The 22,436-nt window shown below is 70.5% G+C and carries 19 protein-coding genes and 1 tRNA gene; 9 read left to right on the top strand and 11 right to left on the bottom strand.

What is annotated here, in order from left to right; translation table 11 throughout:
• Window positions 1-15: 15 nt before the first annotated feature.
• The 10 genes from AB0E07_RS31300 to AB0E07_RS31255 form a co-directional block, all read right to left on the bottom strand.
• Window positions 16-1,863: an alpha/beta fold hydrolase gene (locus tag AB0E07_RS31300; protein WP_362259735.1), complete on the bottom strand. Its 1,848-nt coding sequence runs from the start codon at window positions 1,861-1,863 to the stop codon at window positions 16-18.
• The gene (locus AB0E07_RS31295) at window positions 1,856-3,241 is read right to left on the bottom strand and encodes an MFS transporter (RefSeq protein WP_362259733.1); all 1,386 of its coding nucleotides are present in this window, start codon (window positions 3,239-3,241) and stop codon (window positions 1,856-1,858) included. The genes AB0E07_RS31300 and AB0E07_RS31295 overlap by 8 nt, the downstream gene beginning before the upstream one ends.
• A 743-nt stretch (window positions 3,242-3,984) precedes the next feature.
• Window positions 3,985-5,415: an NADH-quinone oxidoreductase subunit N gene (locus AB0E07_RS31290; RefSeq protein ID WP_362259731.1), complete on the bottom strand. Its 1,431-nt coding sequence runs from the start codon at window positions 5,413-5,415 to the stop codon at window positions 3,985-3,987.
• A complete protein-coding gene (locus AB0E07_RS31285) occupies window positions 5,412-6,920 on the bottom strand; it encodes an NADH-quinone oxidoreductase subunit M (RefSeq protein ID WP_362259729.1) in 1,509 nt (502 codons plus the stop codon). The genes AB0E07_RS31290 and AB0E07_RS31285 overlap by 4 nt, the downstream gene beginning before the upstream one ends.
• A 5-nt stretch (window positions 6,921-6,925) precedes the next feature.
• Entirely contained in the window at window positions 6,926-8,869 is a 1,944-nt protein-coding gene (locus AB0E07_RS31280; protein WP_362259727.1) for a proton-conducting transporter membrane subunit, read from the bottom strand.
• The gene (nuoK, locus tag AB0E07_RS31275; protein WP_362259725.1) at window positions 8,866-9,171 is read right to left on the bottom strand and encodes an NADH-quinone oxidoreductase subunit NuoK; all 306 of its coding nucleotides are present in this window, start codon (window positions 9,169-9,171) and stop codon (window positions 8,866-8,868) included. The genes AB0E07_RS31280 and nuoK overlap by 4 nt, the downstream gene beginning before the upstream one ends.
• Entirely contained in the window at window positions 9,168-9,731 is a 564-nt protein-coding gene (locus AB0E07_RS31270) for an NADH-quinone oxidoreductase subunit J (protein ID WP_362259723.1), read from the bottom strand. The genes nuoK and AB0E07_RS31270 overlap by 4 nt, the downstream gene beginning before the upstream one ends.
• A gap of 18 nt (window positions 9,732-9,749) precedes the next feature.
• The gene (locus tag AB0E07_RS31265) at window positions 9,750-10,694 is read right to left on the bottom strand and encodes a complex I subunit 1 family protein (protein WP_362259721.1); all 945 of its coding nucleotides are present in this window, start codon (window positions 10,692-10,694) and stop codon (window positions 9,750-9,752) included.
• Window positions 10,687-12,066: a hypothetical protein gene (locus AB0E07_RS31260; RefSeq protein WP_362259720.1), complete on the bottom strand. Its 1,380-nt coding sequence runs from the start codon at window positions 12,064-12,066 to the stop codon at window positions 10,687-10,689. Before AB0E07_RS31260 ends, AB0E07_RS31265 begins: the two co-directional genes overlap by 8 nt.
• A 23-nt stretch (window positions 12,067-12,089) precedes the next feature.
• Complete coding sequence (locus tag AB0E07_RS31255; protein ID WP_362259718.1) at window positions 12,090-12,440, bottom strand: NADH-quinone oxidoreductase subunit A; 351 nt, start codon at window positions 12,438-12,440, stop codon at window positions 12,090-12,092.
• A gap of 361 nt (window positions 12,441-12,801) precedes the next feature.
• Between AB0E07_RS31255 and AB0E07_RS31250 the strand changes: the two genes are divergently transcribed.
• The 8 genes from AB0E07_RS31250 to AB0E07_RS31215 all read left to right on the top strand — a co-directional run bounded on the left by AB0E07_RS31250 (window position 12,802) and on the right by AB0E07_RS31215 (window position 19,959).
• On the top strand, window positions 12,802-13,836 hold the full coding sequence (locus tag AB0E07_RS31250; RefSeq protein ID WP_362259716.1) for a zinc-binding dehydrogenase: 1,035 nt from the start codon (window positions 12,802-12,804) through the stop codon (window positions 13,834-13,836).
• Between the two features lie 194 nt (window positions 13,837-14,030).
• Window positions 14,031-14,465 carry a hypothetical protein gene (locus AB0E07_RS31245; protein ID WP_362259714.1) on the top strand — a complete coding sequence of 145 codons (435 nt, stop codon included), beginning with the start codon at window positions 14,031-14,033 and terminating at the stop codon, window positions 14,463-14,465.
• A gap of 293 nt (window positions 14,466-14,758) precedes the next feature.
• Window positions 14,759-15,001 carry a hypothetical protein gene (locus AB0E07_RS31240; protein ID WP_362259712.1) on the top strand — a complete coding sequence of 81 codons (243 nt, stop codon included), beginning with the start codon at window positions 14,759-14,761 and terminating at the stop codon, window positions 14,999-15,001.
• Between the two features lie 209 nt (window positions 15,002-15,210).
• Window positions 15,211-15,417, top strand: a complete 207-nt coding sequence (locus AB0E07_RS31235; protein ID WP_030578348.1) for a cold-shock protein — start codon at window positions 15,211-15,213, stop codon at window positions 15,415-15,417.
• 58 nt (window positions 15,418-15,475) lie between these two features.
• A tRNA-Met gene (locus AB0E07_RS31230) sits at window positions 15,476-15,549 on the top strand.
• A 661-nt stretch (window positions 15,550-16,210) separates the two neighbouring features.
• Window positions 16,211-16,381: a hydrophobic protein gene (locus tag AB0E07_RS31225; protein WP_362259709.1), complete on the top strand. Its 171-nt coding sequence runs from the start codon at window positions 16,211-16,213 to the stop codon at window positions 16,379-16,381.
• Between the two features lie 292 nt (window positions 16,382-16,673).
• Window positions 16,674-17,027, top strand: a complete 354-nt coding sequence (locus AB0E07_RS31220) for a PRC-barrel domain-containing protein (protein ID WP_362259707.1) — start codon at window positions 16,674-16,676, stop codon at window positions 17,025-17,027.
• 532 nt (window positions 17,028-17,559) lie between these two features.
• Complete coding sequence (locus AB0E07_RS31215) at window positions 17,560-19,959, top strand: ricin-type beta-trefoil lectin domain protein (RefSeq protein WP_362259706.1); 2,400 nt, start codon at window positions 17,560-17,562, stop codon at window positions 19,957-19,959.
• 204 nt (window positions 19,960-20,163) lie between these two features.
• Here the strand turns inward: AB0E07_RS31215 and AB0E07_RS31210 are convergent, their stop codons facing one another.
• Entirely contained in the window at window positions 20,164-20,607 is a 444-nt protein-coding gene (locus tag AB0E07_RS31210; protein WP_362259704.1) for an ATP-binding protein, read from the bottom strand.
• 417 nt (window positions 20,608-21,024) lie between these two features.
• Here AB0E07_RS31210 and AB0E07_RS31205 point away from each other — a divergent pair.
• Window positions 21,025-22,436, top strand: a 1,412-nt coding sequence (locus AB0E07_RS31205) for a discoidin domain-containing protein (RefSeq protein WP_362259702.1), incomplete at its 3' end; no start/stop codon positions are given.

Below are 22,436 nucleotides of genomic sequence, written 5' to 3'. Positions count from 1 at the left end.
GTCCCGCTGTTTCCGTCAGCGGGACCGGGGTCCTCCCGGACGTGCCGGGGGACGTGAGGGGGTGGCGGGCCGCCGTGCGGGCAGGTGCGCCTGGAGGAAGGTCAGGGAGCGGTGCAGTACCGCGACGTGCGCGGCGCCGTCGTAGCCGTCGTGCCCGGTGTCCAGCCACATCTGTTCGTGGGTGACGCCCGCGGCGGACAACGCGGCGAGATAGCTGCGGATCTGTTCGGGCGGGCATTTGACGTCCCGGTCCGCGCCGACCACGAGCAGGGGTGCCCTGACCTGTGCCGCGAAGGTGAGCGGCGAGCTGTCGGCGTACCGCTCCGGTACCTGGTCCGGGGTGCCGCCGAACCAGCGGATGTCCAGCGCTCGCAGCGTCGGCGTGGTCGTCCGGTGGGCGGTCACCCAGTCGGCGACGGGTTTCACCGCGATGCCGGCCTGCCACAGCCGCGGGCGGGTACCGAGGGCGAGCAGGACGAGGTAGGCACCCCAGGACACGCCCCACAGGGCAGTGGCCCGGTGGTCGACGAGTCCGCGCCGGACGAGGTCGGCCCGTACGGCGGCCAGGTCGGCCACTTGAGGGTGGCCGACACCAGCCTCCACGGCTCGCCGCCAGCGCGGCCCGTAGCCGGTCGAACCCCGGTAGTTGACGCGTGCCACGGCGTAGCCGGAGGCCACCAGGGAGTGCACGGTGGCGTCGTAGGCGTCCCGGTCGTGGTCGGCGGGTCCGCCGTGGACCAGGAACACGGCCGGTGGGGGAGCGGTGTCGGTTTCGGCACGGGAGACGGGGCCGGAGCCGGTTCCGGTGAGCCGGCTGTCGAGGGGGCGTGGCAGGCTGAGCAGGGTGTGTACCGGGCCGTCCGGTGTCGGGGTCCACAGGTCGGTGTGCTGCCCGGGCACCTGCGGCTGCGGGCCGCGGGCCGGCAGCGCGAGGCCGTCGGTCGCGCGCAGCACGGGCGGGTGGGCGGTGTCGGTCCACAGGTAGTGCAGCCCGCCGCCCGGTCGTGGTGCGGCGTCCAGCAGACTCCCGGCCGGAGTGCGGACCCCACGGCGGGCGCGGGCCCGCAGGGACACTCGGTGCAGCTGGGAGCGGCCGTGGCGTTCCTGACGCACCAGCACCTCGTCGCCGTCGGGGTACCAGCGTGCCGTGACCTCGGTGTCGAATCGGCACCAGGAGTGGGTGACCAGCCCGCGGCGTGCGGTCCACGTCGCCAACTCGTAGCGGTCGTCGCGTTCGTGTACCAGCAGCAGTTCCGATCGGCCCGGTCGCGGTGAGAAGCCCCGGCACCAGAATCTGCCGACAGGGCCGTCCGGGCCGGGCAGCGTGGCGACGACCCGGCCGTCGGGGGTGACGACGGTGACGGTCGCCGTGCCGTCGGACACCGTGGCGAGGGCCACCAGCTCGCCTTCGGGGTCGATGCCGCCGAGGCTGCCCTCCCCGGCGACGCGGAGGACCTCGCGCGGGGCGCGGCCCCGCCGCCCCACGAGCAGGCTTGTGCCTCCGTCCGCCAGCCCCAGCGCCGCGGCGACCGTCCCGCCGTCCGTCACGGCCAGGCCGCGCGGTCGGCCGGCCGGGGCTCCGGGCAGGCCGGGCAGCCGTGGTCCTCCGGTGAAAGGCTGGAACCACCAGTGCCCTCGGCCCGCGGTGTCCTCGTCGAACCACCACACGTACGATTCGGCGTCGATCGCACAGTGCACCGTGCCCTCGGGGCTGTTGGTGACCTGCCGCGCCGTACGGGTGGCCGCGTTCCACGTGAACACCTCGCAGCGGCCGTCGGCGTCAGCCGTCAGCACCATGCGGCGCCCGTCCCGCGGGCACACCTCCGGCAGGGCGCCGAGGAAGACCTGGAAGGCGTCACTCACCGCAACCCCCGCGCCCGGCGACAGCCGCGGAACCCGCACGCAGGACCCCGGGGGCTCTCACCTGTGTGTACACGGCCAGCGAGCAGAACAGTACGGTGCACACCAGTGCGGGAGTGCGGAAACTCCAGGTGGTCACCAGCACCGCGGCGAGTGCCGGCGCTCCGGCCGCGGCCAGCGCGGACACCGAGCCGAGCACGCTCGCGGTCCGCGACTGGAGGGCCGCCGGTGTGCACGCGATGGCCACGCTGGACAGGACCACGGTGACCAGCGGCACCAGCAGCGACAGCCCGGCGAACGCCGCTCCCCAGCCGAGGGCACCGTCCACCCACAGCAGTGAGCCGCAGGGCACCGGAAGCAGCCAGGCGGTGAGAGTCAGCAGCCGCGTCGCGCCCAGCCGCCGTACGACGCGGGCCGCCATCAGTGAGCCCAGCAGGCCGGCGGCTCCGGACGCGGCGAGGACCAGACCGGCCGCCGTGCTGCGGGCGTCGGAGCCGAGCCGGAACAGCGCGGTGTAGAACAGCAGCGTCAGTGCGCCCCCGGCCGTCGACGTCCAGACCAGGACGAGTCGCAGGACCGGTGATTCGGCGACGGTGACCACTCCGGCTTTCGCGGAGGCGAGCAGTTCGGTCCGTTTGCTGCGCGGACGGGAACCGGTGCCGGGCGTCGCGCCGTGATCGGCGGCAGGTGTGTCCAGGGGCGTGCGGATCGCCCGCACGCCCAGTGCGGCCGCTGCGTAGGACAACGCGTCCGCCAGGAAGGGCAGAGGCCGGGCGAGTTGGAAGAGGGCGCCGCCGAGCGCCGGACCCGCGACGAGTGCGACCTGGTCGCCGACCTGCATGCCGGCTGCCGCGCGGGGCAGTTCGTCGGTGGTGGCCAGGCGGACCAGGGCGCCGCGTGACGCGGCCTCGTAGGCCACGACGCACAGGCGTTCCGTCATGGCCAGCGCCACCACGACCCATAACGCGGGCCGGCCCAGGCACACCAGGGCCAGCACGCCCGTTCCCAGCGCCGCGAGTGCCGCGGACCCCGCCATCAGTCGTCGCCGCCGTCCCTGGTCGGCGGGTATCGCCACGAGCGGTCCGAGGACGACTCCGGTCAGTGCGGCCGTGCTGGCCAGCGAACCGGCCGTGCCGGGGCTGTGCCCCAACTCCAGGAGCAGCAGCGGGAGGACCAGTCCGGATGCCTGGCTGCCGAGCCCGTCGACCGCGTTGACCCACCACAGGATCCTGAGGTCGCGGTGTGCCCGGCCGGGCGGACGGTTGTGCTTCTCCGGCCGGTCGGCGCTGTGCTTCGGCCCGGCGGCGGGGGAGCGCTCGTCGTGTGACGGGACGGGGTGGCCGGAAGGCGGGCGGATCGGTGACGCGTCGACGTTCCCCACCCCCGTCCCGGCTGGGAGGCCACGCCGTACGGGGGTGGCCCCCTGTGTCGAAAATGTGCACGAAGCGTGAAATTGAGCGGGAGCCTAGTCAGCGCCAGATGTCGGCGACAAGTGGCACACAGTGCGCAATTCTCACTCGTCCCGGGCGCATATGGCCGAGTATCAACTGGTCAGGAGCGTGCGGTCGTGCCCACGGCGCGGGCGCGGACTTGCGACAGGGTGGCACATCCGAGTTGGTCCGCTTCTCTTCACAACCGCACAGCGAGGGCGGCGTGGTTGCGCTGTCGTGCCGTGTTGAGTGGGCCGTGTGCGCGATGCCACAAGTTCTTCTGTCGGCCGCGCCGGGCGCCGTGATGGAGACGTGGGTCGGCACGGCCACCGTTTGCGTCGCCGAATTCGACCACGATCGGATCACCGTCGCAGAGTATCCTCCGCACCTGCGGCGGCGGTCTGTCCGGGCTCGCGCGAACAGGGCGGGCGCGCGGGCCCATTGGCCGACAATCCCTGCTGCGGTCGCTGGAGGAACGCTTGAGAGGCCGGTGCGACACGGCTTGGTCCCGGCCTGGTGGCGAAAAGGGCACGCTCGGGTGGAGACGGCGTCGGAGGCGTAGGTCCAGCCGTGGTGCGCCTCGCGCAGGGCGACGACATCGTGCTGCCCCGAGGGGCCGATCGTCAGCCGCAGGCCCAGGTCGACCGCCCCGGAACCGGGCTCGGACCCGGATGGGGCGACGCCGACAGCGCGGTCAGCCCGCGAACGGACCGCCGAGCACGTCCAGAACGATCCCGCCGAACAGACCGAGTACGAGCGATCCAGTGGCCGCGCCGTAGGCGACGACGGCAGCTGATCGCGACACCGTCCCTCGATCCGTGCCGGGCCGGCGCGTGCGGGCCGCCGGGGCGATCCAGCGCAGGTAGTAGAACAGGGAGGCGACCGTGTTGACGGCCGCGACGACCGCGAGCCATGCGTAGCCGCCGTCGAAGGCCGCGCTGAACGCTACCAGCTTGCCGAGGAAGACGGCGGTCGGAGGTGTTCCCACCAGGCCCAGCAGGCAGACGACGAGCGAGGCGAGCAGCGCCGGGTGCGTCCGCGCCAACCCGCGGTAGCCGTCGATGGTCCGTGCGTCGGGGAGTGCGCAGACCACGGCGAAGGCACCGAGGTTGGTCAAGGCGTAAGCGGCGAGGTAGTACAGCAGCGCTTCCTGAGCGAGGTCCGTGCGTCCGGCGACGGCCACCGGGAGCAGGAGATAGCCGACCTGGCTGATGGTGGAGTAGGCGAGGAGGCGCTTGACGTCCTGCTGGAAGAACGCGGCCAGGTTGCCCAGCGTCATGGAGGCGACCGAGAGGACCGCCATCAGGCCGGCCCAGGGCAGATCGGCGTCGGCGAGCGGCACGACGGCCAGCCGGTACAACGCCACCAGAGCGCCGATCTTGGGGATCGTCGTGAGGAAGGCGGCCACCGGTGCCGAGCTTCCCTGGACGGCGTCCGGCACCCAGAAGTGGCCGGGCACTCCGCCGGCCTTGAACAGGAGCCCCGCGAGCAGGCCCAGCGTGCCGGCCGCCACGAGTCCTCCCGGCGCCGCGGCGAGCTCGGTACGCAGCGCCGGGTACGACGTGGCCCGTCCTGCGGCGAGAAGGACGGTGATGCCGGTGAGCATGAAGACGCCGAGGAGCGCGCCGATCACGTAGTACTTCAGGGCTGCCTCGGTGCCGGGGCCGTCCTTGCGGAATCCGGCCAGTGCGTAGGCGGGCACGCTGGCGAGCAGGTATCCGGCTGCCAGGAGGAGCAGGTCCTGGGCACCGGCCATCATCAAAGCTCCGGCGGAGGCGAGTTGGAGCAGAACGTAGAACTCGGCTTCGCGCCGGTCGGCGCGCATGCGGGGCATGGCGAGCGCGAGGACGAGCAAGGTGGCCGAGAGGATGACGATCCTGCTGGTGGCCGTGAGCGTGTCCAGGGCGAAGGAGTCGCCGAACGCCGTCTCCACAGGGCGGGCCGCGGCGAGCGCGGCGGTCACGATCCCCGCGGTACAGGCGGCGCAGGCCAGGGCGCCGGTCAGCCACTGCCTGCTGCGCGGCAGCCACGCCCCGAGCAGCAGTCCGATCACGGCCGATGCCGCGAGCAGCACCTCGGGCAGGAGATCGAGGGGGTTCTCGTTCATCCCGGTCACCTCGTTCATCGGGCGAGCAACTCCAGCAGGTCGCGCGAGGCGGGCTCGATGACGTCGAGGACGAAGCGGGGAGCGAGCCCCAGGACGATGCCCAGCGCGAGCAGGGGGACGATCGCGACTCCTTCGTGGCGGCGGATGTCCGGGAACGGCCGGTCCGCGCCCGGCGCGGCGACCGGCAGAGCCAGCGGCCCGAGAAAGATCTGCTGGAACGCGCGCAGGAACAGGCCGGCCGTGAGGAGGATCCCGAGGACGGCCAGTGAGGTGGCCACCGGCTCCGGACCGAGGCTCCCGGTGAGGATCTGGAACTCGGCGATGAACCCGGAGAAGCCCGGCAGGCCCAGCGAGGCGAACGCGGCGACCCCGGTCAACGCGGCGAAGACCGGCGCCCGCTCCGCGATCCCGGAGTACGCCGACATCTCGTACGTACGCCCCCGCTCGTAGAGCACACCGGACAGCAGGAACAGTGCCCCGGTCAGCAGCCCATGACTGACCATCTGGAAGACCGAGCCGGTGACGGCCAGACGGCGGGCCGCCTCCTGGTCCGCGCCGACGGCCCCGGCCGCCCCGATCGCGAGGATGATGTATCCCATGTGGTTGACGGAGGTGTAGGCGACCATGCGTTTGAAGTCCGTCTGGGCGAGGGCTACCAGCGCGCCGTAGAGCACGGAGATCACACCGACGATCACGAACACGACGGCGTGGTCGCGCCACGCCTCGGGCAGGACGGGCATGGCGATGCGCAGGAAGCCGTAGGTGCCCATCTTCAGCAGTACCCCTGCGAGGATCGCGGACCCGGCGGCCGGGGCTTCGGTGTGGGCGGGAGGCAGCCAGGTGTGGAAGGGCACGGTCGGTGTCTTCACCGCCAGGCCCACGGCGATGGCGAGCAGGACGAGGGCGCCGTACGTCGTCCGCCCCGCCAGCGGGTTGGCGTTCGTCAATTCGACGATGTCGAAGGTACGGGGTTCGGCCGCCAGGTAGAGGCCGATGAATCCGAGCAGCAGGGCGAGGGAGCCGGTGAAGGTGTAGAGGAAGAACTTCAGCGCGGCACGGGCGGCGTTCTTGTGCCCCCAACCGGCGATGATGAAGTACATCGCCACGATCGACAGGTCGAAGAAGAGGAAGAAGAGGATCAGATCGAGGGCGACGAACAGGCCGAGGCAGGTGGTCTGGAGGAAGAGGAACAGGGCCGCGAACTCCCTGGGCCGCCGGGTCTCGCGCCACGCGTACGCGACGCAGGCCGAGAAGAGCACGCAGGTGACCGCCACCAGTGGCAACGACAGGCCGTCGACTCCGACGTGGTAGCTGATGCCCGCGCTGGGGATCCAGCGGGCCCTGCTCTCGTACTGCATTCCCCCGCCGTACTCGTAGCCCGCCCAGACGATCACCGTCAGGACCAGCTCGGCGGCGGCGGTCGCCGCCCAGGCCGACACGAATACCGCGCGTGGCGCGTTGCGGGGTACGCACAGCAGGAGCAGCGCCATGGCGGTCGGGAGCAGGACGAGGGCCGTGAGCACGGCGGTCACCTCACGAGGACGAGGACGAGGGCGAGGACGGTGAAGGCGGCGACCGTCTGAGCGAGGTACTGGTGCAGCCGGCCCGTCTGCGGTCGACGGGCCAGGCGGCCGAGCGCACGGGAACGGCCCGCCACGCCCTCCACACAACCGTCGACAAGGCGTTCGACACGTGCGTTGGTCCACAGCGCCAGCCGGACGGATCCGCGGCCGCCGCCCTCGACGGCGCGGTCCAGCACCTGGTCGTCGAACCCGGCAAGGCCGTTCGCGAAGCGCAGGACGCGGCGTACGAGGGATCCGCGGGCACTGCTCTCGACGGCACGGTCCAGGACGTGGTCGTCGAATGTGGCAAGGGCGTTCGCCAGGCGCAGGACCGGACGTACGAGGAGGGTCGTCGCCGCGTTCTCCAGGCGCAGCCAGTCGGACCCCCAGGCCGTGATGCGGGCGGGGAACGTGAGGAGCTGCGGCCCGCGCATCCAGACCGCGGCCGAGACGACGACCGCGAGCACGCCGGACAGGACGAACTCCCACGCATGCGGTTCCGGCTGCTGCCCTCCGCCGAGCACGCGCTGGACCGCGTCCCGAACGGGCGGGAAGGACGCCGCTGTCAGGGCGGCGCACGCGACGGCCAGGATCAGCAGCGGCAGCCGGGTCACCCCCGGCAGCGGTTCCCGCCCGCCCTCCGGTGCGGGAACGGGCTGCCAGACGAACCACAGGGCCTTGGCGCTGTAGACGGCGGAGATCACCGCACCGGCCAGCCCGACGGCGTACAGGGCCGGGCTGTCCTCCAGAGCGCCGGCGAGAAGTACGTCCTTGGCCGCCCACAGAGCCAGCGGCGGGACGCCGGCCAGCGTCAGGGCTGCCACGCTGAAGGCGATGCCGACCGTGCGGTGCCGCCGGGCCGCGCCGCGCAGGGCGGGAAGGGCTCTGGTGCCGAACGTCGTCAGCCAGACGCCCGCGACGAGGAAGGCCAGGCTCTTCGCGGCGGCGTGCGCGACGAGCTGAAGGGTTCCGCCGGTGACCGCTCCGGCTCCGGCGGCCAGCACCATGAAGCCGATCTGGGCGCAGGTGGAAGCGGCGAGCAGCTGTTTGAGGTCGCTCTGTGCCACGGCGACCAGGCCGAGAGCGACGGCCGTGAGCGCGCCGGTCCACGCCACGACCGGCCCGCCCCAACCGGAGTGTGCGAGCAGCGGCTCAAGGCGCAGCAGCAGATACGCCCCGGCCACGACCATGGTCGCCGAGTGCAGCAGGGCGGAGACCGGGCTGGGGCCCTGCATGGCTCTGGACAGCCAGAAGCTGAAGGGAAGTTGGGCCGACTTGCCGAACGCGGCCGCGATCAGGCCGGCGGTGATGACGACGGACCACGCGCCGGTCACCTCGGGGAGTTCGTCCAGGGCGAGGGAAGGGGCCTGACCGCTCGCCAGTGCCGCTCCGGCGGCCAGGTAGAGGCCCAGGTCCGCGGTGCGGGTGGTGAGGATCGCCGTGGTGGCGGCGGAGCCGCGCTCGGGGTCGCGCCACCAGTAGCCGATCAGCGCCCAGGACGTGGCCCCCATGACTTCCCACGCCATGAGCAGGACCGGCAGGGTGGTCGCGGTGACCGTCGTCAGCATCGCGCCGGCGAACAGCAGCATGAGCCCGAAGAAGCGGGCGCGGGCCTCGCCCGGACCGATGTCCGCGACGCTGAACACCAGGACGGCCAGGGTTACGGCCGTGACGGTGACGACCATGTAGCCCGACAGGCCGTCGACCGCCAGGCCGACGGACGCCCCTTCGATCAGGGGCGCCTCGGAGCGCGGGTGTTCGAGCGCCGCGGCGACGGCCAGGGCGAGCGCGGCCAGGGCCGTGCCCACCGCGGTGCCGGGGGCGTACCGGTCAGCCGCGCGTCCGGCGACGGCGAGCAGCGTCCCCACGGTCAGCGGCAGCGCCAGGAGCGCCCACAGCAGCCCGCTCACTCCTTCAGCTCCGCCGCCATGTCGGTCACGTCGACCTCACGGGCCCGGAACAGTGCGGTGACCACGGCGAAGCCCATCGCCATCTCCACCGCCATCACCGTGACGGCCAGGACCACCAGGACCTGGCCGTCGGCGGCGGCCGGTGCGATGTAGCGCCAGACGGCGGCCGCGCCGACGATGATGCCGCCCAGCATCAGTTCGAGCCCCATCATGAGCATCACGATCGACTGCTGGGTGAGTGCGCCGAACAGGCCGATGGCGAACAGCGCGGCGGCCAGCAACAGGAACAGCTCCAGGTTCACCGGCCCGCCCCTCCCCGTACCGGATCGTCGGCGGCCCGCGCCTCGAGGTCGTCGCCGAAGCGGTCGTAACGGCCTCGGCGGGTGGCGAGGACGACGGTCGCGACGATGGTGGCGAACAGGGAGAGGCCCAGGGCCATCATGGTGAGCATCTGAGGTCCCATCAGGGACAGGCCCAGGTCCATGGTGGGATCGGCCGACGGCTCGCCCCGCCGGGACGGCCACGGGGCGAGAAGGATCCCCGTGGCGAGCAGGGCGAAGAGGGCCGAGCAGATCGCGGCCGCGCCCTTCGCGTTGTGGACCATGGTCATCGGCATGAGCCCGGCCGGGTTCATCATGTACATCACCATGAAGACCGCCATGATGGCCATCTCAATGGTCATCATCAGCACGATCACGACCCCGAGGTAGTCCAGCCCGAGCAGCAGCACCTCGCCACCCACGCACAACAGCGAGGTCAGCAGGGCGAAGGTCGCCCGGGCCATGGAGTCGAACCGGAACACCATGATCCCGGCAGCGACAGCCGGCAGGGCCAGCACCCAGAAGATCACGTCGTCGGGCATCGGCAGCACATCTCGCTCTCATCGGTTCAGGACGACGACGGCAACGAAGAGCGCCTGAAGCAGCGTCAGCGGCACCAGCACCATCCACGCCACCTCCATGTACCGCTCCATCCGCAGCACGGGCAGCGCCCGCCGCCCGACCACCAGCAGGACCAGCACGGCAGCGGTCTTGATCAGCGTCCAGGCCCAGTCCGGCAGCAGCGGGCCGTGTCCGCCGCCGAGAAACAGCGGAACACTGAAACCGGCGGTGACGACGAGCAGAAGCCACCGTCCGCCGAGGAACACCAGCCGGTCCACGCCTGCCAGTTCGGCCGACGCACCACCGGCCGCGTCCCGCGCCAGCGGGTAGGCGAACGGCCCCCAGAAGGCCATCGCGAGCGCGCTCAGCAGATAGACGACGAACGCGGCGGGCATCCACACCACGAACCACAAGCCGTCCTGAGCCGAGACCACGTCGCCGACCCGCAGGGATTCGGCCCCGAGCGCGGCGGTGGTGATCGCGAGCATGTGGGGAAGCTCGTACGCCAGCCCCTGAGCCAGGAACCGGTACCCGCCGATCAGCGACAGCGCCGAGTTCGGTCCCCAGCCCGCCATCCACACCGCCGCCCAGGCCAGGGCCTCCATGGCGTTGAACCACACGACGCCGACCGACGGATCGCTGACGGCGCGAAAGCCCCACGGCACTACGGCGCCCGCGAGGACCGCCGCCACGGGAACCAGCACCACGCCCAGCCTGCCGAGCAACCGGTCGGCAGCCGTCGTTCGGCGTGGCTGCTGGACCAGGAGCCGCAGTGCCTCGCACAGCGGAGCCAGGGCTCGCAGCCCCGTCTCCCGGAGGCCCCCCGCGGGACCTCGTTCGGCCGACCCGGACACCACCGCGTCGAAGCCCGCCGTGACCACGGCTGCCACTGCCAGGGCGACGGGGAGGACCAGGGCTGCCCACAGGGGCCCGGCCTCAGACATGGGCCGCTCCGGACACGAACGCGGGAGAGAGTTCCTCGACGTCGGGATCCAGGCTGGCCAGGATGATCCGTGCGCAGGCGAACTCCGCGCCGGTCAGCAGGTCCGGCAGAACGTCGAGCAGCGCCTGCGACGGAGGCCGAGAGCCGTCGAGCCGACCGCGTGGACCCGTCAGATCGTCCGGCGCCAAAGGCCTTGTGTCGTCGAGCTCCTCCTGGGCGCGCCCGATCTCCGTCAGCCAGGTCAGCAACCGGTCGTACGCGTCCCCGTCAGCGGCGAGTGCCGGCCCGGTCACCCCGGCCGCTTGCGCCCTGTCCGACGGCAAGGGACCGAGACCGGCGAGGGACCAGCGCAGTGACCGGGACCTGCCGACTCGACGGACCGTCCTGTGCAGTGCCTCACGGGTCGCCTCGCCGGGCGCCCCCGTCAGCAGGCCGTCCCGCAGGCGCCGGCACCGCGCTGCCGCGTCGTCCCAGCCCACGACAGCAAGGAGTCGCCCCGCGCTGTCCAGGTGCGCGGCACAGCGCCGCCGCGCCGCACTGCCCCGGGTGACCTGTTCGCCGCGGGCGGCGCGCAGCCAGGGCTCGGCCCAGAACGGCATCGGTCCGCCGGACGGCACCGACAGGTGATCCACCTCGGCGCCCTGCACCACATCTCCTTGCAGAGTGAGCCGGAGGACGAGCCCTGTCGGCCAATCGGCCAGCGCCGGCCCGAACGGCACGTGCAACTGATCGAGCCTCAGCTCGTCCCGGTCATCGCCGCGTTCGGCCATCGGCAGGCCCGCCACCTCCGCCATGGCGTGCATGTCGTGGCCTCTGTGCTCCATGGCACCGCCACGGCCCTGGTGACGCGGCCGGTCCGCAGGCGCCGCACGGTCTGCGGGTCGGTGGGGTCCGTGGTCCTCGTCGACCGGTCGAGGGGCTTGGTCACCATGGTGCTGATGCGTGCCGTGGTGGCTGTGGCTGCGGCTGTCGCGGTCGTCGAACGTACCGGACGTCGGGGTGTCGTGATGCGCGGTGGGGCTGTGCCCGTTGCGAGGTGTCTCGGCTCCGGCGTCCGTACGGCTTCCCGGCGCGACGGCCGGGCGTGGTGTGAGGGCCCTGGCGATCAGTTCCTCGCGCCCGGAGGTCAGCCCGGGGGTGACCTGCCCGCTTCTGACCACCCCGATGCGCACGGCGGGCTGAGGCATGGACCGCTCGACGGCGTCCAGCCACTGCGCGTCCTGCGGTGGAGGAAAGCCACAGACGACCAGCAGATCCGCCGCGGCCGGCACGCTCGCCAGGGGCCATCCGCGCCGACGCACCTCCGCCTCCAGCTCCAGCCGCAGTGCGGTCGCTCCGGGCAGAGTGACCGCCAGTACCGAGGGGCGGCTCATCGCCGTACGTAGGAGAAGGCCCTTCAGGTCCACCTCAACGCCCCCTCACGCCAGGCGTAGGCGACGGCCGCGAACAGAATGCCGAGGAAGAGGAACATCTCCACCACAGCCGGGGTGCCCACTTCGGAGACGACCCGGGTCCACGGGTACATGAAGAGCATCTCCATGTCGAAGGCCAGAAAGATCATGGTGACCGGGTACCAGCGCACGTGGAATCGGGACACGGCATGCTCACCCGGCTCGAGGCCGCCGGCGAACGGACCGGTTTCGAGGGGATCCCGGACCGCCGCGAGCCACAGGCCCAGTCCGTACAGGGCAAGGAGGCCGGCCGCGAGGACACCGAGGAGAACCAGCACGGGTTGCCATGCGTCCATCTCGCCCGACCTTCGCTCTCGACGTCGCCCCGCTCATGATGCGCGACCGGTCGGCCCAGGTGCCGGAGGCAAGCCCGAGCAACCGGGAACAGCGTGAGTCGGCCTGCTGACGGGCTGTCCCAACCGGCCTCACCGGGGCGACGAGGTCACCCGAACGGCTGCCCAATGCGCCCGGTCCACCCTCACGGCGTCACGGCGGACAGCGCGTCCGGCAGGGGTCGGCAGGCGAGCTGTCGGTACGGCACACATGCCGGGAGCGCCCCCGTTGATCGGGGCCGTCGGTGCAGCGTGTGATCGTTACCGCATGTCATCGACTTCTTCGCCATCGTCCGGGCCCTTGTCGTCTCCCCTCCCTCCCAGCATGCGGGCCGTAGTCATCACCGGCCATGGCGGCCTCGATGTGATGGAGGAGCGCGAGGTGCCCGTCCCCGGCCCGGGGCCGGGCGAGGTGCTGGTCCGGGTCCACGCGGCGGGCTGCAACAACACCGATCTGTGGACCCGCGAAGGCTCCTACGGAGCAGCGGACGACCCGGACGTCAGGACGGGCTGGCTGGGTCCGCTCGACTTCCCGCGAATCCAGGGAGCCGACGTAGCCGGCACGGTGGTGGCCTGCGGCGACGAGGCTGACGCCGGGCGCATCGGGTCAAGGGTGCTGGTCGACCCCGCCGAATACGACGGTCCGGGACCGGACGCGCGCCCGGCCGACGTGCTCGGCAGCGAGCGGAACGGCGGGTTCGCCGAGTACGTCGTGGTGCCGGGCGTACGGGCTCACTCCGTGGACGGTTCATCCTTGACGGACGTGGAGCTGGCTGCCCTTCCCATCGCCTATGGCACCGCGCTGGGCATGCTGGAGCGCGGGTCCGTCCTGGAAGGCCAAACCGTGCTCGTCACGGGAGCCTCGGGAGGTGTGGGCCTGGCCGCGGTCCAGTTGGCCCGCTCGCGTGGGGCCAGGGTTGTCGCCGTGTGCAGCGGTGACAAGGGGGACGCTGTCCGCAGCGCCGGTGCCGACGTAGTGGTGGACAGGCGGCGGGGTGAAGTGCTCGACGACGCAGCCGGGGCAGCACCGGACGGATATGACGCGGTGATCGACGTCGTTGCCGGCGCGGTTCTCGGCCCGGGTCTTGGACTGCTGAAGGCGGGTGGACGCTGGGTGGTTGCCGGTGCCCTCGACGGGTGGGCGGTCAACATCGACGTGCGGCGGCTCTACCTCGCCAATCTCTCGCTGGTGGGCTCAACCATGCATACGCCGCGGATCTTCGACCAGCTGGTCGACATCGCCCGCCGCGGGGACGTCAGGCCCGTCATCGCCGCAACCTTCCCCCTCGAGCAGGTACGTGAGGCTCAGGCGCAACTCGCCCTGCGTCAGCACGTAGGAAAGCTGATCGTCGTTCCTTGACTCCGAGATCGCCCGATGGATCGTGCACGCGACTGTGGTGAAGCCGTCGGTGCCGCCGCGGGGGCCGGTCGGCCCCGGTGATGCCCGCACGGCCCCTGGCCGGGGCCGTGCGCCAGGAGTCAGCCTCAAGGAAACGGGCCTCACGGCCCTCCTGGTCGGCGGGCGTGGTGGGAAGGGTGACGACCATGCCGAGCATGAGAAGGCGTATCGCTGCCACGGTGGCGTCCCTGGTTCTGGCCGGTCCGCTGGCCGCCGGATGCGCGGCAGATGCCGGAACCCCTGACGGGCAGCTGGCCACAGAGGTCTTGGTCGATCCGGCGGATGGCGACTCAGGTATCGAGTACGGCCCGGCGATGATGTGGAAGAGCGAGTACGGCATGCACCGTCGCGACCAGGCACCGTCCCTGTTCCGGATCTCCGCCGGCCAAGCCGAGGAACGGGCCCGGAACTGGCTGCGTGACCGCGACAGCGGTCTCACGGCAGGCGAGGCCGAGGCGTTCCCCGGCTACTTCACCCTGCACATGCTGCGTTCCGGAAAGATCGAAGGAATGCTGTCGGTCAACGCCGCTACCGGCGCCGTGTGGGTGCACACCTGGCACGGCACGTACATCGCCACCAGCGAGCACTGACCGCGCAAGGGCGGTGGTGACCTCGGCGCTCGGGAGCGCCGGCAGGCGTCGGGAATGCCGACGGTGGCCGGCGCCTCGACGGCCTCGCCCGCAGTGTCGCAACGGCGCGGGGTGATCCGGCCGCCCGCCGAGTGGATGTGCCGTCGATGCTGCCCCTGTTCCCTCGGGTGTTGGCGCGTACTGACTCTCTTTGCGGGGGCGCCATGGGAAGGGGTGCGCGGCACATCCCGCATGTGTAAGAGGCCAGGACGAGGAGGGGTAGGACGAGGAGGGGTAGGACGAAGGCGGCCAGGATGACGGCAGAAGGTGGCGTTGGTGATCCGGCTGCGGACGAAGAGCCGCACCACATGCGAGGCGTGAGCCGGCCGCCGGCCTTCTGCGCTGAGACCAGCGAGAAGCCGGAAACCACACTGATGAAGGTCATCATCGGCGATCTGACGGCCCCGACCCGCTCTCGGCTCCTGCTGCGCCACCGCCCGGACGACGAACACGGCCGCCAAGGCAGCGATGGGGGTGAACCAGAAGGCGTCGCGTAGATGCTCCCCGAGGGAGACAACACCCGGGGTCGCCCCCCGGCCCCTCGGCAGGGTGTGCCGGCGCCTCCAGCCGAACGGAGCCGCTCGGAATGCGGATTCGACTCCCGCCCGCGGGGTAGGACGGACATCGCACACTTTCCGGGAGACCGGAGAGCACCACCTGCAGACCGACCGGGAAGAACCCGGCGGCGATTTCGAAGGACTGACGCATGGCCAGTGGCACCGTGAAGTGGTTCAACGCCGAGAAGGGCTTCGGCTTCATCCAGCAGGACGGCGGTGGACCGGACGTCTTCGCGCACTACTCCAACATCTCCGGCAACGGGTTCCGCGAACTGCTGGAGGGCGAGCAGGTCACCTTCGACGTGACCCAGGGCCAGAAGGGCCCTCAGGCCGAGAACATCGTCCGCCGCGGCTGAACCGGAGCTGGAGCCCGTGCGACCCCCAGGGGACACCTGTGTAGAGTGGTGTCACCGACGCGGGGTGGAGCAGCTCGGTAGCTCGCTGGGCTCATAACCCAGAGGTCGCAGGTTCAAATCCTGTCCCCGCTACTGACCGACGACGGGCCCGGCTTTACAGTCGGGCCCGTCGTCGTCTCCGAATGCACCTCGGTCGCCGTCTGGCCGAGGCTGCAACGGGTGCCTGCGGCTCCCGTCACATCCCCCCTGCTCGTTCGGCGACTTGCCGTCCAGAGCTGCGTAGTACTCGTCGAGCAGCAGGAGTACCTGGTCCACCGCGTGCTCGTCGTCCTCGGGTGTCCAAGGGTGTTCGGGGCGGCCGTCGGGGAACGCGGAGTGCAGGACCAGGGCAGTCCAGACCAGGTTCGAGCCGAACCCGAGTCGGGCGGCGAGTCACTCCCGGAAGCCGTTCAGCAGCTCTCTTGCTGCGGCGAGGTCGTAGCCGGTGAGGAACCCGGTCACCAACCGAAGGTGACGCGGCCGACGAACATGTCCGGTCGCGCCCTGAAGCTTGCCCAGTGATCCTGGCGCGACTGCGCCGGCTTGCGCGTGGCTCGGCCCGTCCGTCTTCAGGCCGGGGGAACCGTTGAAAGATCGTTGCCGACTCCCCACGTGGAGTACGAGACCACTTCCGGCCCCACACCAAGTGCGGCGAGGAGCTGGTCCGCGCAGGCGGCCGGGTCAGCCGGCACACGTAAGTCGGCAGGAATGAGCTTCGGAATGCCGGAACATGCTTGCTCGGAGGTTGATAATCGTGGTTCCTATTCTTCTTGTTCTTCTGCTCGCTCTCCTTCTTTTCGGTGCCGGGTTCGCGCTCAAGGCCCTGTGGTGGATCGCTGTCGTGGTGCTGGTCGTGTGGCTCCTCGGCTTCGTGATCCGCCCGGCGGCCAGTGGCGGCAAGCGAGGCCGCTGGTACCGCTGGTAGACATCGTTCACCAGCAAAGTTCATACGGGTGGGGCCCGGCGTTCGCGCCGGGCCCCACCCGTTTCGGCGCCCTGCGACGCTGCCTGCCTGGGCGCCGTCACGCCTGTGGTCGCGGCATCCGTGCCATCGAACCCCGGTTCTCGGATCCGCCGGGTATTTCATGTGTGAGCCCCCAGGCGATGGGCACTCGCCGTGGTGATGAAAGGTCACCAGTAATGGGGTGGACCAGAATTCAGTCCGTTCCTTCCCGCTGTTTCGGCAGGGGCGGACTTTCAATGAAGGAGCCGTTTTCATGAGTGACAGCATGTGGGGCTACAACGCCACCTCCGGCCACACCACGGGCGCCGACCTGATCGGCTACAAGGTGGAGGCGACCGATGGCAGCATCGGCAAGGTCGACAAGCACTCGGACGACGTCGGCTCCGCCTACCTCGTGGTCGACACCGGCGTGTGGATCTTCGGCAAGCATGTCCTGCTGCCGGCCGGGACCGTGAAGTCGGTCGACTCCGCCGAGCGGAAGATCTACGTCGAGCTGACCAAGGAGCAGATCAAGGACTCTCCCGAGTTCGACAAGGACAAGCACGTCGGCGACCCCGCCTACCACGAGCAGGTCGGGAGCTACTACCAGTCCCACCGCCGTATCTGACGCAGCGCCACCCATGAGGGGCTGGACAGGGATTCCCTGTCCAGCCCCTCGCTGTGCTGTGCCGCAGCGCGGTTGGCGTGTGAGTCGGCCGTGCACCGGAAAGCAGGGCTTTTACCGGCTACCACTCCCGCACTTTGTCCTGATCAAGGAAGAAGTTGGCGGATTGGCTGCCGAAGGGGTTACGTCTGCACCCGAAGGCCGCTACCTTCACACCACCGAAGCGGCCAGGTGCACCAACGACCGCCGGTAGAGCCACGAAGCTCCCTCGCACCCCCCACCACAGCTCAAACGCACACCTTCACCCGCCTCGCTCGCAGAGCCCGCAGGACCTGACACTCCCGCTCTCTTCGCGAACGAGGGGGCAGCCTCCAACCGCACGCCTGACACAGCTGCTTGACGTGGAGGAGCCCACCTTCTGACTCCTCCACTTCCTCAGTGACGTCAGGGCATCGCACCCGGGACGACGGCGCGCCCCGACTGCGATGGACACCCGAGTGCCCCACCCCTATCCCGAGGAAGCTCAGGAGTTCCCGTGCACTCACGACCTCACCTCCGTCGGCTGAGCAGACGCCTGACCGGAATCCTCATCGCCCCGGCGCTGGCCGTCGGCCTGGCCTCGGCCCCCGCCCCGGCGGCCGAACGGGCCGTGGCGGATCCGCCTCCGCAGGAACCGGGCGTCACCCTGCGCGTCTTCGACACGCAGGTCCCGCTGAGTACGCTCTGCACCCTCAAACCGGGTCAGACGCCTAACATCGACAAGCTGATGCCCGTCATCGACTGGAGCAGCGCCGCCGAATTCGGCCTGGAGAGCAACTTCGTCACGCACGTCATCGCCAACCTCGACGTGCCCTCGGCCGGCGCCCACACCTTCCGCCTGACCAGCGACGACGGTTCCCGACTCTGGATCGACGACCAACTGGTCATCGACCACGACGGATTGCACGGCGCCGAACCGAAGGACGGTGCCGTCCAACTGTCCGCCGGCTACCACAGTGTGCGCATCGAGCACTTCGAGCGCGACGGCGGCCAGCAACTCACCCTGGCCTGGCAGCCGCCCGGCGCGTCGGGATTCAGCGTCGTACCCAACTCCGCGCTCAGTACGGACGCCGACGTCGTGCGGGTGACGTCGCCAGGGCGCAAGGAGTGCGAGGGCGGCGCGGATTCACCCGGCGACGGCCTGCCACTGACCGGCGTGCACCCCAACTACACCCTGACCAACTTGCGGCCCAGCGGCTTCGAGCCGCAGGTCTCCGCGATGGACTGGCTGCCCGACGACCGGTTGGCCATCACCACCTGGGGCGGCAGCAACAACACCACGGGCGAGGTGTATCTGCTCGACCACGTCACCGGCAGCACCGGACCGGGGCAGGTCACGTACAAGAAGATCGCCCAGGGGCTCAAGGAGCCCATGGGCATCAAGTACGTCGACGGCAAGCTCTACGTCTCCGAGAAGCACCGGCTGACCGAGCTGAACGACACCGACGGCGACGAGGTCACCGACCAGTACCGGACCGTCGCGACCTGGCCGTTCGGCGGAAACTTCCACGAGTTCGCCTTCGGTCTGCTGTACAAGGAGGGGTCCTTCTATCTGAACCTGTCGGTGTCCATCAACTACGGTGGCGCGACGACCGACCCGCAGCCGGCCGCGAACCGCGGCACCACCATCAAGGTGAACAAGGACACCGGAGCGGTCACCTACGTCGCCGGCGGGCTGCGCACCCCCAACGGCATCGGCTGGGGGCCCGAGGGCGACATGTTCGTCACCGACAACCAGGGCGGCTGGCTGCCCTCCTCCAAGCTGGTGCACATCAAGCAGGGCCGGTTCTTCAACCACCACACCAATCCCGACGGCCCCTTCGACACCCAGCCGGTGACCAAGCCCGTGCTCTGGCTGCCCCAGAACGAGATCGCCAACTCGCCCAGCACACCTCTGCAGTTGAGCAGCGGACCGTTCGCGGGGCAGATGCTCTTCGGCGACGTGACCTACGGCGGTATCCAGCGTGGCTACCTGGAGAAGGTGGGCGGCGAGTACCAGGGCGCCGTCTTCCGCCTCACCCAGGGCCTGGAGGCCGGTGTCGCCCGGATCAGTGTCGGCCCCGACGGCGCCCTGTACGCGGGTGGCCTGGGCGCGGGCGGCAACTGGGGCCAGGAGGGCAAGCTCGCGTTCGGCCTGCAGAAGCTGACACCGAACGGCTCCGACTCCTTCGACATCCGCGCCATGCGCGCCGTCCCGGGCGGATTCGAGCTGGAGTACACCCAGCCCCTGTCCGTACAGACTGCGGGCAACCTGCTCCAGCGCTACCGGATCAAGCAGTGGCGCTACGTGCCGACCGCCGCCTACGGCGGCCCCAAGGTTGACGAGGAGACCCTCACCGCCCAGTCGGCCACTCTCTCCGCGGACGGCAAGAAGGTCACACTCGCCATCGCCGGCCTGAAGGCCGACCGGGTCGTCCATGTACGCTCACCGCGTCCCTTCAGCTCCTCCGGCGGCGAGGCGCTGTGGAGTACCGAAGCCTGGTACACGCTCAACAAGCTGCCCGGCGCGACGTCCACCACCGGTGAGGTGAAGGGCGTCGGCGGCAAGTGCCTCGACGTGGACAACTCCCAGACCGCGGACGGCACCCAGGTGCAAGTGTGGACCTGCAACGGAACGGGCGCCCAGGAGTGGACCGTCGGCGGCGACGCAACGATGCGAGCCTTGGGCAAGTGCCTCGACGTCTCCGGCGGCGCGAGCGCGGACGGCACGAAGATCCAGCTGTGGACCTGCAACGGGTCCGGCGCGCAGTCCTGGCAGCCGCAGGCGGACGGAACGGTGCGCAACCCGCAGTCCGGCAAGTGCCTCGACGCCTCGGGCGGCACCTGGAATGACGGCACCAAGGTCCATCTGTGGACGTGCCACACCGGCCCCAACCAGAAGTGGGCCCTGCCGTAGAAGGCCCTGAGGCCCGCAGCTGATTGCCTCGGTGGCCTGACCCGCACCCCCGCCGACTCACGGCGGGCGGTTCAGGTCGCCGGGGTCATGTGCGGATGCCTCCGAGGGCGACGCTGGTCGGTGCATGGGCGGCGCATGGGCCGTGAGTCCGACGCCGAGGCGGGTGCCGGCGTGGCAGTCACGCCACGATCACCGGTCGCACTGTCACCCCGGTCGGCGATCGGGATCGACATCGGGATCAACACCGGGATCGGCTTCTGCGGGGCGGAAGCATGCTGTCACCGTCTTGCCCTGCCGCTGGCACCTTACGCCCCACTCGTCGGCGAGGGTTTTCACAATGGCCATACCGCGGCCGGAGACCGCGGCGGGGTCTGGTTCGCGGTGGAGCGGCAGTGCGGGGTCCTCGTCGTGGACGCTCACGTGGAGGCAGTCGCCGTCCCAGGTGAGGACCAGGTGTGCGTCGCTGTGCGCGTGGATGTGCGCATTGGTGATCAGCTCGGACACCGCCAGCACGATGGCGTCCACGGTCTGCGGTTCGGCGGCGGCCCATGGCAGAGACTTGAGGTGCTCGCGGGTCCAATCCCGCCCGGCGCGGACGTTCTTGGACATGGGAAACGAATGGGCCCACCCCATGGCTTTGACTGCCACTGCTCCGACTCCCTGCTTCAGCCCTTGCGACGGTAGGCACCGTGTACCCGGCGCTTGACGTCACAGACACGAAGTGCGCGCCGAGCCGAGCGGGCACGGGACCGGCGCCCGCCGTCTCGCCCGCGAAGCCGCCGAGTTGAGCCGACCCGATGGCGAGGGGGGAGCTGCCTTCCCGCGCGGCGGACTACCTCTTGTTCCGGGGTTCGGCGGCCCAAAGGGGCGCTGCTGCGGGGCTGTTGTGCCTCGTCGCCGAGTGAGGGCCCGCGCCCGTGGGGGAGAGCCCTCCGTCCACCCGGATGACCTCTCTACTTAATGAAAGCCTAAAGAAAAGTCGTTCCGGGTCCTTGACCGCACTCGCGGGAAGGGGTCAAGGTCTGGAGAGCGCTCTCCCGATTCAGGTTTGTTAAGGAGCTCTCCATGCCCGTTGGCATACCGGATGCCACACCACCCCGCAGACGCCAGGGCCTTCCGGCCCGCAGGAGCATCGCGGGCGCAGTCGCCGCCACCCTGGCCGGCGGCCTGCTCGCCCTCGCCCCTGCCACGACGGCCCAGGCTGCCCCCACCCTGCTCTCCCAGGGGAAGACCGCCACCGCCTCCTCCACCGAAGGCGCGGCCTTCTCCGCGGCCGCCGCCGTCGACGGGAACCTCACCGGCACCCGCTGGGCCAGCCAGTGGAACGACAACCAGTGGATCCAGGTCGACCTCGGCAGCAGCGCCACGCTCAGCAGTGCCACCCTCACCTGGGAGGCCGCCTACGGCAAGGGCTACCAGATCCAGGCCTCCGACAACGGCACCGACTGGCGGACCGTCACCACCGTCACCGCCGGTGACGGTGGCACCGACGAGGTCACCCTCTCCGGCACCGGCCGCTACGTCCGTATGAACGGACAGACCCGCGCCACCGGATACGGCTTCTCCCTCTGGGAGTTCCAGGTGTACGGCTCCACCGACTCCACCGGTCCGACGCTGCCCGGCGGCGGCGATCTCGGCCCCAACGTGCACGTCTTCGACCCGTCCACGCCCGGCATCCAGGCCAAGCTGGACCAGGTTTTCCAGGAGCAGGAGTCGGCCCAGTTCGGCAACGGCCGGCACGCCTTCCTCTTCAAGCCCGGCACGTACAACAACCTGAACGCCCAGATCGGCTTCTACACCCAGATCGCCGGTCTCGGCCTGCGCCCGGGCGACACCACCATCAACGGTGACGTCACCGTCGACGCAGGCTGGTTCAACGGCAACGCCACCCAGAACTTCTGGCGCGGTGCCGAAGGTCTGACCCTCAACCCGGTCAACGGCACCAACCGGTGGGCCGTCTCGCAGGCATCCGCCTTCCGTCGCATGCACGTCAAGGGCGGCCTCAACCTCGCGCCGAACGGCTACGGTTGGGCCTCCGGCGGCTACATCGCCGACTCCAAGATCGACGGCCAGGTCGGGAACTACTCGCAGCAGCAGTGGTACACCCGCGAGAGCTCGATCGGCGGCTGGTCCAACAGCGTCTGGAACCAGACCTTCTCGGGTGTCGAGGGCGCCCCGGCCACCTCGTTCCCCGAGCCGCGCTACACCACGCTCGACACCACGCCGATCTCGCGCGAGAAGCCGTACCTCTACCTGGACGGCAGTGAGTACAAGGTGTTCGCGCCCGCCAAGCGGACCAATGCCCGCGGCACCAGCTGGGCGAGCGGCACCCCGCAGGGTGAGTCGATCCCGCTGAGCCAGTTCTACGTGGTGAAGCCGGGCGCGACCGCCGCCACCATCAACGCGGCGCTCGCCCAGGGGCTGCACCTGCTGTTCACCCCGGGCGTCTACCACGTCGACCAGACCATCAACGTGAA

Origin of the sequence: Streptomyces sp. NPDC048002 (assembly GCF_040653275.1) — a bacterium.
Taxonomy (GTDB): domain Bacteria; phylum Actinomycetota; class Actinomycetes; order Streptomycetales; family Streptomycetaceae; genus Streptomyces.
This window is presented reverse-complemented; position numbering and strand designations above follow the sequence as displayed.

Excerpts from the sequence above, each read along its gene's own strand:
- AB0E07_RS31290 (WP_362259731.1), bottom strand. The coding sequence starts at position 5,415 with ATGAACGAGGTGACCGGGATGAACGAGAACCCCCTCGATCTCCTGCCC.
- AB0E07_RS31270 (WP_362259723.1), bottom strand. The coding sequence starts at position 9,731 with ATGCCCGACGACGTGATCTTCTGGGTGCTGGCCCTGCCGGCTGTCGCT.
- AB0E07_RS31265 (WP_362259721.1), bottom strand. The coding sequence starts at position 10,694 with ATGTCTGAGGCCGGGCCCCTGTGGGCAGCCCTGGTCCTCCCCGTCGCC.
- AB0E07_RS31260 (WP_362259720.1), bottom strand. The coding sequence starts at position 12,066 with ATGAGCCGCCCCTCGGTACTGGCGGTCACTCTGCCCGGAGCGACCGCA.
- AB0E07_RS31255 (WP_362259718.1), bottom strand. The coding sequence starts at position 12,440 with ATGGACGCATGGCAACCCGTGCTGGTTCTCCTCGGTGTCCTCGCGGCC.
- AB0E07_RS31250 (WP_362259716.1), top strand. The coding sequence starts at position 12,802 with ATGCGGGCCGTAGTCATCACCGGCCATGGCGGCCTCGATGTGATGGAG.
- AB0E07_RS31245 (WP_362259714.1), top strand. The coding sequence starts at position 14,031 with ATGAGAAGGCGTATCGCTGCCACGGTGGCGTCCCTGGTTCTGGCCGGT.
- AB0E07_RS31240 (WP_362259712.1), top strand. The coding sequence starts at position 14,759 with ATGACGGCAGAAGGTGGCGTTGGTGATCCGGCTGCGGACGAAGAGCCG.
- AB0E07_RS31235 (WP_030578348.1), top strand. The coding sequence starts at position 15,211 with ATGGCCAGTGGCACCGTGAAGTGGTTCAACGCCGAGAAGGGCTTCGGC.
- AB0E07_RS31220 (WP_362259707.1), top strand. The coding sequence starts at position 16,674 with ATGAGTGACAGCATGTGGGGCTACAACGCCACCTCCGGCCACACCACG.